The following is a 9,466-nucleotide window of genomic DNA, read 5'->3' as shown; positions in this document are numbered from 1 at the left end:
ATGCCGCCCATGAATTTCGCCCTCGCGCCCCTGCCCTACGAAACCCGGCTGGACGCGCGCGATCCGGCCGCGATCGATCTGGTCGTGATCCATTGCACCGAGCTGCCGGACCTGGCCACGGCGCGCGAGTACGGCGAACGCGTGCTCTACCCGGCCTCCGGCACCGGCAACAGCGGCCACTACTACATCGACCGCGACGGCGCGACCCTGCGCTACGTCGCCGAGGACCGCATCGCCCACCACGTGCGCGGCTACAACCCGCGTTCGCTCGGGATCGAGCTGGTCAACACCGGGCGCTATCCGCACTGGCTGGATTCGCGCCACCAGGCCATGGACGAGGCGTATCCGCCGGCGCAGGTCGAGGCCTTGCTGGCGCTGCTCGCCGACCTGCGCGCGCGCCTGCCGTCGCTGCGCTGGATCGCCGGGCACGAAGACCTCGACACGGCCTGCATCGAAGCCAGCGACGACGCGGCCGTGCAGGTGCCGCGCAAGCGCGATCCCGGCCCGCAGTTTCCATGGCCGCGGGTGATGGAGCGCTGCGGCCTGGAACGGCTGCGTCCCGAGGCGCGATAACGCGCGGCTTGAGCCGTTCGGCCGCGATTGCGCGAGTAAGCCCAGGTGCGGCCCGTGCCGCACGCCATCGGCGCCGCGTCCGCGCGCGGGGCCGCTGCGCTTCCCTGTCGCTCGAGGACTCCGTCATGCCGCGCTTCCTGCCTTGCGTACTTTCCTGCGCCCTGCTCGCCACGCTCGCCGGCGCCGCGCCCGCCGCGCCGGCGCCGGCCATCCCGACCCTGCGCCTGATCAGCCAGTCCTACGGCCAACCGTCCGAATCGCGCAACGCCGAACGCCCCGCGCTCAGCGCCAACGGCCGCTACGTCGCCTTCGTTTCCGGCGCCAGCGATCTGACTTCGCGCGCCGACGACAACGGCTACAAGGACGTGTTCGTCTACGACACGGTCTGCCGCGAGGCCGAGCGCGTCAGCCTCTCGCAGTACGGCCTGGACCGGGGCGTGTCCGATTTCGCCCCGTCGATCAGCGCCAACGGCCGCTATGTCAGCTTCACCTCGGCCTCGCCGATGCTGCCCGGCGATCCCAGCCCGGGCCGCTCCGACGTGTTCCTGTACGACCGCGGCACCAACGAGCTCAAGCGCCTCGGCCCGCCCGCGCTGCTGCCAGACGCGGACATCGAATACAACACGCTCAACGGTTATTCGCTGAGCTCGTCGGTGAGCGCGGACGGACGCTACGTCGCGTTCTCGTCGAACTACCGCGGCCTGGTGTCGGGCCCCGGCAGCACCAGCCAGCAGATCTATCTCTACGACATCGCCGCCGGCACCTACGTGCGCGCCAGCAACACGCCCAGCGGCGGCCTGCCGTCGATGAGCAGCATGAATCCGCGTCTGAGCGCCGACGGCAACCGCGTTCTGTTCTTCAGCAGCAGCATGGATCTGCTGCCCAACCCGGTGAACAGTTCGCCGCACGCCTACGTCTACGACCGCCGCACCGGCGCCATCGATCTGGTCGACCGACCGCCCGGCGCGCTGCCGTCGCCCCCGACCGTCGTCGGCAGCAACGGCCGGCCGCAAACGGAATCCGAGCCGCTGATGTCGATCAGCGGCGATGGCCGCTATGTGGCCTTCGCCAGCAACGCCACCGATCTGCTCGCCGGCGTCAACAGCGACAGTGGGCGCTCGGTGGTGTACGTGCGCGATACCGTCGCCCAGACCCTCACCGCGATCACCTTCGCCGACCCGAACCATCGCGACCGCATGCCCGCGCTGGATTACGACGGCGGCCTGGTCGCGTACAACTCCTGGAACATCGATTACCAGCCCGGCGAAAAGATGTCCGGCATCTACCTGCGCGAAGTCGCTGGCGGCGTCCCGGTGCTGCTGACCCGCGGCAACCCGGGCGGCCGGGTCGTGCCCGAGAACGGGGTCAGCCAGCGCGCCACGATCAGCTCCGACGGGCTTCGCGTCGCGTTCGAGTCCTCGTCCAGCAACCTGATGCCGGGCATCACCTCCGGCGCGGTCTATCTGGCCGATTTCGCCGCCCCCGCCGGGCTGGACGCCACGCCCCCCGCCTGCGCGCGCTGAGCCTCGCGCCCGGGTTCCGCCCGGGCGCCGACCGGCGCCCGGGCCTGCGCGGAGGCGCGGGAGGCCTCCGCTATACTGCCGGCTTCGTCACGCTTCGAGCGCCCCGATGCCGTCCTCCCCCGTTTCCGAACTGATCGAACTGCTGTCGCTGGAACGGCTCGAAGACAATCTGTTCCGCGGCCAGAGCCGCGACATCGGCACCAAGTACGTGTTCGGCGGACAGGTGCTCGGCCAGGCGCTGTCGGCCGCGCAGGCCACCCTGGATTCGCCGCGCGCGGCGCATTCGCTGCACGCGTATTTCCTCAAGGCCGGCGACATCGAAGCGCCGATCGTCTATCAGGCCGACCGCACCCGCGACGGCGGCAGCTTCTCGGTGCGCCGGGTCACCGCGATCCAGCACGGCCAGCCGATCTTCTTCCTCGCCGCGTCGTTCCAGGTCGAACAGGACGGCGGCGAGCATCAGCTGTCGATGCCGGAAGTGCCCAAACCCGAGGACATCGCGCCGGCGCCGCCGGTGCCGCCGGAGGTCATGGCGACGCTGCCGAACAAGGTGCAGCGCTGGCTCTCGCGGCAGGGGCCGTTCGAGTTCCGCCACGTGTATCCGCGCGACGAGCTCAACCCGCCCAAGCGGCCGCCGTATCAGCAGGTGTGGTTCCGCCTCAGCGAACGCGTCGGCGACGCGCCGGAGCTGCATCGCGCGCTGCTGGCCTACGCGTCGGATTTCCATCTGCTCGGCACCGCCACGTTTCCGCACGGCATCAGCTATTACCAGCCCAACGTGCAGATGGCGTCGCTCGATCACGCGCTGTGGTTCCATCGCCCGTTCCGCGCCGACGAGTGGCTGCTGTATTCGATCGACAGCCCCAGCGCGCAGGGCGCGCGCGGCCTCGCGCGCGGGCAGATCTACGACCGCGACGGCCGGCTGGTGGCCAGCACCGCGCAGGAAGGCCTGATCCGCGTCGTGCAGGATCCGGCCGCGGCCACGCACGTACCGGCGAAGGAATGACATGAGGCAGGTCTTCAGCAGTTCGCGCCTGGAGAACGTCGAAGGCGTCGCGCAGTTGCTGCGCGAGGCGGGCATCGACGTGCGCGTCACCAACGACCGCTCGTACAAGGGCAACCGCCGCTCCGGCTTCAGCTACAGCCAAGAATCGAAAGAACGCCCGGCGGTGTGGGTGATCCGCTCCGAAGACCAGCTGCGCGCGCGCGACCTGCTGCGCGAGGCCGGGCTGATCGACAGCACCCGCGCCGAGCAGTCGCATCAGGCGCCGTACCGTTTCCGCTCCGACGCCGAGGTGGCGCGCCGTCCCGGCGACAAGCGCATGCTGCGGATCAAGGTCGGGCTGCTGGTGTGCATCGCGGTGGCTATGGGGCTGGCGCTGTTCCAGGGCGTGCGCCATCGTCCGGCGCCGAGCGCGAAGCCGGCCGATCCGGCCGAAACCGCGCTGGCCGCGCACGCCTTCGACGGCAGCGTCGCCGCGACTCCGCGCGCGCTGGCGCTGGCGGTGTTCGCCGCGCAATTGAGCGAGGCGGCCGAGCCGACCCAATGCCTGCGCCTGGACCGCGGCGACGCCCCGCGCGTGCTGCTGGCCGCGCTGGCGCAGCCGAAGCTGCGCCTGCTGCCGGCCAGCCAGTGCGAGGAAATCGCCGACGACGCGGGCAGCCGCGCGCGCGACGGCCAGCCGGCCGAAGTGGTCGAAGTCGGCGCGTTCCGGCCGACCTCGAAGGACGGCGGGACGATCAAGTACAGCGCTTACTTCAACCGTTCGGTGGCGGTGTACAAGACGCTCGAAGTCAAGCGCGTCGGCGGCAAGTGGAGCGTGGTCAAGACGGTCAAGACCGTGCGCGCGATGGGGTGAGGCCGGTCGCGCGGGCTCTGCGGGCTGTCTTTGTGGGAGGGGTTTCAGTCCCGACGCTTTTCGGCCCGACGCGACGCATCCATTTGAGCCAAGAGCGTCGGGGCTGAAGCCCCTGCCGCAACAGCGCCGTCGCCTCCGGCTGGGTTCTGCGAGGCCGAGCGGTCACATTTTCTCGCAGCCGCCGTCCAGGACTTGCAGGCATCGCCCGATGCCCCAGCCAGGAGCCCGTCCGCATGCGCAGCCCCGCCCATCGCCGCCCCGCCGGACGCCGCACGCGATGAACGCCGACGCCCTGCACTCGCTGATCGGCCACGACCTGCCGCTGGCCTCGCGCGGCGACACCGCGGCCTATTCGCGCATCGTCGGCGCCTGCCAGAACTCGATCACCGCGATCGCCCTGGCGATGGTGCGCGACGTCCAGGCCAGCGAGGACATCGCCCAGGAAGCCTTCCTCAGCGCCTGGCAGAACATCCGCGCACTGCACAACCCGGCCAGCTTCCTGCCGTGGCTGCGCCAGATCACCCGCAACCTCGCCCGCGACCACCTGCGCGGGCGCGGGCGCCAGCCGCGCGAGGCCGAGGATGCCGAGCTGGCGATCGAACTGGCCGCCGATCCCGCGCCCGGCGCGATCGAGCGCCTGCTCGACGCCGAACGCGCCCGGGTCGCGGCCGAGCTGATCTCGGCGCTGCCCGACGAAAGCCGCGAAGCGCTGCTGCTGTATTACCGCGAAGGCCAAAGCTCGCAACAGGTCGCCGCCCTGCTCGGGCTCAGCGACGCGGCGGTGCGCAAGCGCCTGTCGCGCGCGCGCGGCGCGGTACGCGAGGAGCTGATGCAGCGCTTCGCCGTGTTCGCCCGCGCCAGCGCGCCGTCGGTCGGCTTCACCACCGCGGTGGCCTCGGCGCTGGGCCTGCTGGCGCCGCCGTCGATCGCCACCGCGGCCTTGGTCGGCGGTGCGGCCGGCTCGGGCTTGGCCGGCAAGCTCGGCCTCGGCGCGGCCAGCGCCAGCGGCGGCGCGGCCGGCGGCGGCGCGCTGGCGCTGCTGCAACAGGCCGCCGCGCCGGCCGCCGCGCATCCGCTCGGGCAAGGCATGCAGGCGACGCTGTATGCGTTCGCGCGCGGGGCGGACATCGGCGCCATCGCCGGCGGCGTGGCCGGCGGCGCGATCGTCGGCTACGCCATGACCCGCTACCTGTTCGCTTACGCCGCCGACCGCGAGGAGCGCCGCCGCATCGTCTCGATGATGGTCTGGCTGTTCGCGACCGCGGCCGCGAGTTGCCTCGGCCTGCTCGCGGTCATGACGGCCAGCCGCGGCTGGCTGGCGCCGGGCGCGTTCACCGTGCTGTTCGCGGCGTTCTCGACCTGGCAAGCCCTGGTGTGGATGCCGCGCCGGCTCGAACCGATGTTCGCGCGCATCCGCCGCCAGACCGGCCGCGACCCGCGGCAGGCCCCGCGCTACCGCTGGCTGCTGGGTCCGCAGGCGATGGTGTGGAGCAACGTCTTGCTGCTGTCGATGATGGCGATGGTGCTGTATCGCGACGGCCGCTTCGGCTGAACCTCGCTACGGTGCGCGCGGCTCGCGCGCAGGCCGCGCGCGAGGCCGGCATTGCGCGACCGCAAAGGCGAATGCCGGACGATAAACGCTGGATCAAAGAACGCCGGACAAAAACAGGGCGCCCTCGCGGCGCCCTGAACTACAGCTAGGGAGGGGTCCGCGGCCTGCGCGGCCGCTGGAACTCAGCGCCGCCAATCCGGCTTGAGTTCGGTCTTGCTCAGGAAACCGTCGCGGTTCTCGTCGAGGAAGGCGAACTGCGTAGCCAGCCGCGGCATTTTTTCCTGCACTTCGATCTTGCTGAGCTTGCCGTCGTGGTTGAGGTCGGCTTCGGCGAACTTGGCGTCGAAGCGCTTGGCGCGCTCGGCCTCGAACTTGGGGCGTTCGCGTTCGAAGTACGCGCGCAGTTCGCTGCGCACGATGTAGCCGTCCTTGTTGCTGTCGATCTTGGCGAAGTTCTGCGCCAGCCGCGGCGACTTGGCCGCTTCGGCCTGGCTGATGCGGCCGTCGCCGTCGCTGTCGAGCTTGGCCGCGCCGCCCGGCCCGCCGTGGCGGCCGCCGTGCTCGCGCCCGCCGCGCCGCTGCGGGCGTTCGCTGGCGTCGAGCTTGCCGTCGTGGTTCTTGTCGAGTTCGTCGAAATGCTCGGCCAGGCGCGGGAACTTGGCCGCTTCCTCACGCGAGATCACGCCGTCGCCGTTGGCGTCGATCTTCATGCGCGGGCGCTGCGCGCCGTCGGGGCCTGCGCCCGCGCCGGGGCCGGCGGCCTGCGGCGAAGCGAACACGGCGGTCGCCGCGCCGGCGAACATGGCGGCCGCGGTGATCGCGGCGAGAAACAGCGGGATACGGGTCATCGTCGACTCCTGCGGGAGGCGCCACCGCGGCGCCGATGACCGGATCAACGCCTGGATCGCGTGGCGGTTGACAAGGGCCCGCAACGGCCCGAAACCGTTCAGCGCCGCGCCGGCCGCGCGCGGCTGCGCAAACCGGGAGCCATTGCATGCGCAACTCACCGAGCCGGCGCTATGCTGAGCGCATGGGCACGCAACCGCAGCCGGACAGCGACGACCTCCGCCTGTTTCACACCGGCGAGCACGCCTGCGGCTATTGGCCCGAGCGCATCGCCCGCGACCTGGTGCTCGACCCGCGCGACCCGCGCGACCCGCGCCTGCGCGACTGGTATCCGCACGCGCTGGGCTGGGGCTTCCGCCGTTCCGGCGACATCGTCTACCGCCCGCATTGCAGCGGCTGCCGCGCCTGCGTCGCGGTGCGCATCCCGGTCGAACGTTTCGTACCCGACCGCGGCCAGCGCCGCTGCCTGGCGCGCAACGCGCAGGTGGAAATGCGCGTGCACCGCGCCGAGCGCACGCCCGAGCAACTGGCGCTGTACAAGCGCTACCTCGCCTCGCGCCACGCCGGCGGCGGCATGGACGGCCACGGCGCGATCGAGTTCGACCAGTTCCTGATCGGCAGCTGGAGCGAGAACCGCTTCCTGGAACTGCGCGAAGCCGGCCACGGCCGCCTGCTCGCGGTCGCGGTCACCGACGTGGTCGACGACGCGCTGTCGGCGGTCTACACCTTCTACGACCCCGACTTCGCCGACCGCAGCCTCGGCACCCTGGCGATCCTGCGCCAGATCGAATGGGCGCGGCGCGAGCGCCGCCGCCACCTGTACCTGGGTTACTGGATCGCCGGCCATCCGAAGATGGACTACAAGCGCCGGTTCCGACCGTTGGAGGCCTTCGATGGCCGCGATTGGCGGGTTTTTACACATTCGTAACACGCGTCACGTTCAGGTCGTGTATCTCGTAGCCGCGTCGTAACCACGACGCGCGGGATGGCGCCACTCGCTGGCCTGGCAATGGAGCCGCCGCCCTCAACACTTACCGCCACATGGAGTCCGCAATGAAATTGAAGGTCCTGTTCCTCGCCGCCGCCGTCACCCTGGCGCTGGCCGCCTGCAACAAGCCCGCCGACAAGCCGGCCGACGCCGCTCCGGCCGACGCCGCCCCGGCCGCGACCGCCCCGACCGACGCCGCCCCGGCCGCCACCCCGGCGCCGACCGACGCTCCGGCCGCTGCCCCGGCCGACGCCGCTGCCGCTCCGGCCGCCGCGCCGACCGCCAGCGTCGGCGTGCCCGAGTGCGACGACTACCTGGCCAAGGTGCGCGCGTGCCTGACCGACAAGGTCCCGGCCGACCAGCGCGCCGGCTTCCAGGCCGCGCTCGATCAGAGCCAGAGCGCCTGGGTCCAGATGGCCGCCACCCCGCAGGGCAAGACCGCCCTGGCCGGCGCCTGCAAGACCGCGCTGGAGCAGAGCAAGGCGCAGTACTCGGCGCTGGGCTGCACGCTGTAAGCGTCCGGCCAACGTAGGATCGACGACGCCCCGGCTTCGGCCGGGGCGTTGTTTTTTGCGGCACGGGAAAAGCTTAAAGAGGAGAAAGCCGCGTCGCAGGCATCCAGGCCTGATCGCCTTGCCGATTCCGCCCTTCGCCGTGGTTCCGCTTTCGCCCCTGCTGCGGTAACTCTCTCAGCACACGTCCATGCCATCATCCGCGCCATGTCCAGACTCCTCCTTCCCTGCGCCGCGCTCGCCGCGGCCCTGCTCGCGGGCTGCACGCAAGTGAACGTCCACGGCGATCCCCAGGCTTACGTGCGCGCCCAGAACGAAGCCGCGGCGCCGGCGCGGCTGCGCGTGGCCACCTACAACACCTCGCTCTACGACGAAGCCGACGGCGGCCTGATCCGCCGCCTCGAAGCCGGCGACGACAACGCGCGCAAGATCGCCGCGGTGCTGCAACGGGTGCGCCCGGACCTGGTCCTGCTCAACGAATTCGACTACGACCCGCAGCAGCGCGCGGCCGAACTGTTCCAGCGCGACTACCTCGAAGTCGCCCAGCCCGGCGGCGGCGACGCGCTGCGCTATCCCTACCGCTACCTCGCGCCGGTCAACACCGGCGTGCCGAGCGGCCTGGACCTCGACGGCGACGGCCAGTCCAGCGACGCCGCGCGCAGCGACCGCGCGCGCGGCAACGACGCCTGGGGCTACGGCCTGCACCCGGGCCAGTACGGCATGCTGGTGCTGTCGAAGTACCCCATCGACGCCGCCGCGGTGCGCAGCTTCCAGACCTTCAGGTGGGCGAACCTGCCGAACGCGCGCCAGCCGCGCGACCCGTCGACCGGCAAGCCGTGGTATTCGCCGACGGTGTGGCCGCAGATGCGCCTGTCGTCGAAATCGCATTGGGACGTGCCGGTGCAAACGCCGTTCGGCGTGCTGCACTTCCTCGCCGCGCACCCGACCCCGCCGGTGTTCGACGGCCCCGAAGACCGCAACGGCGCGCGCAATCACGACGAGATCGCGCTGTGGGCGCGCTACCTCGACGGCGGCTCGCCGTCGTGGCTGTGCGACGACCAGGGCCGCTGCGGCGGCCTCGCCGGCGACGCGCGCTTCGTCATCGTCGGCGACATGAACGCCGACCCGGTCGACGGCGACGGCGTGCCCGGCGCGATCAAGCAACTGCTCGACCACCCGCGCGTGGATTCCACCCACGTGCCGCGCAGCGAAGGCGCGAGCGAACGCGCGCGCGGCTACGGCTTCGCGCGCAAGGGCGACATCGCCACCCACACCGGCGACTTCGGCCCGAAGGCCGGAACGCTGCGGCTGGACTACGTGCTGCCGTCGCGCGGCTGGAAGGTCGAGGGTACGGGCGTGTTCTGGCCGAAGGCCGGGACGGAGGAATCGAAGGTGTCCGAGGCCAGCGATCATCATTTGGTGTGGGTGGATTTGGCGAAGTGAGCCCGCACGCGAAAGCCGGCTGTCGGCCGTCGCCGCCTGCGGCATAGCGCACTGCCCGCGCGTGCGCGCTTCGTCCAAGCCTTCCGTCGTCACCGAACGGTCGACATCCGTCGACCCACGATCGACGGGCTAGTATTGCGCGCCGCCACAGGACTGGCGGCGAACGCGCA

At 71.3% G+C, this 9,466-nt stretch carries 9 protein-coding genes; 8 read left to right on the top strand and 1 reads right to left on the bottom strand.

The features are described from left to right. The 5 genes from JHW38_RS24360 to JHW38_RS24340 all read left to right on the top strand — a co-directional run bounded on the left by JHW38_RS24360 (position 1) and on the right by JHW38_RS24340 (position 5,507). Entirely contained in the window at positions 1-573 is a 573-nt protein-coding gene (locus JHW38_RS24360; RefSeq protein ID WP_428995274.1) for an N-acetylmuramoyl-L-alanine amidase, read from the top strand. 125 nt (positions 574-698) lie between these two features. Next, positions 699-2,096: a TolB family protein gene (locus tag JHW38_RS24355; RefSeq protein WP_207523848.1), complete on the top strand. Its 1,398-nt coding sequence runs from the start codon at positions 699-701 to the stop codon at positions 2,094-2,096. A gap of 106 nt (positions 2,097-2,202) precedes the next feature. Continuing rightward, entirely contained in the window at positions 2,203-3,102 is a 900-nt protein-coding gene (gene tesB, locus JHW38_RS24350) for an acyl-CoA thioesterase II (RefSeq protein WP_207523847.1), read from the top strand. Position 3,103: 1 nt separating this feature from the next. Then, positions 3,104-3,955, top strand: coding sequence for a hypothetical protein (locus JHW38_RS24345; RefSeq protein WP_207523846.1), 852 nt, complete (start codon positions 3,104-3,106; stop codon positions 3,953-3,955). Between the two features lie 277 nt (positions 3,956-4,232). Beyond that, entirely contained in the window at positions 4,233-5,507 is a 1,275-nt protein-coding gene (locus tag JHW38_RS24340; RefSeq protein WP_207523845.1) for an RNA polymerase sigma factor, read from the top strand. A 182-nt stretch (positions 5,508-5,689) separates the two neighbouring features. Here JHW38_RS24340 and JHW38_RS24335 read toward each other — a convergent pair whose 3' ends face one another. Further along, positions 5,690-6,355, bottom strand: coding sequence for an EF-hand domain-containing protein (locus tag JHW38_RS24335; RefSeq protein WP_207523844.1), 666 nt, complete (start codon positions 6,353-6,355; stop codon positions 5,690-5,692). Between the two features lie 182 nt (positions 6,356-6,537). Between JHW38_RS24335 and JHW38_RS24330 the strand changes: the two genes are divergently transcribed. The 3 genes from JHW38_RS24330 (at position 6,538) to JHW38_RS24320 (ending at position 9,296) form a co-directional block, all read left to right on the top strand. Beyond that, entirely contained in the window at positions 6,538-7,281 is a 744-nt protein-coding gene (locus JHW38_RS24330; RefSeq protein WP_242691436.1) for an arginyltransferase, read from the top strand. Positions 7,282-7,406: 125 nt separating this feature from the next. After that, a complete protein-coding gene (locus tag JHW38_RS24325) occupies positions 7,407-7,856 on the top strand; it encodes a hypothetical protein (protein WP_207523842.1) in 450 nt (149 codons plus the stop codon). Positions 7,857-8,060: 204 nt separating this feature from the next. Further along, positions 8,061-9,296, top strand: coding sequence for an endonuclease/exonuclease/phosphatase family protein (locus JHW38_RS24320; protein ID WP_207523841.1), 1,236 nt, complete (start codon positions 8,061-8,063; stop codon positions 9,294-9,296). Positions 9,297-9,466: the final 170 nt, after the last annotated feature.

The organism is Lysobacter enzymogenes (genome assembly GCF_017355525.1).
Classification (GTDB): domain Bacteria; phylum Pseudomonadota; class Gammaproteobacteria; order Xanthomonadales; family Xanthomonadaceae; genus Lysobacter; species Lysobacter enzymogenes_C.
The sequence above is the reverse complement of the archived record's forward strand: the minus strand, read 5'-3'. Positions and strand labels throughout refer to the sequence as shown.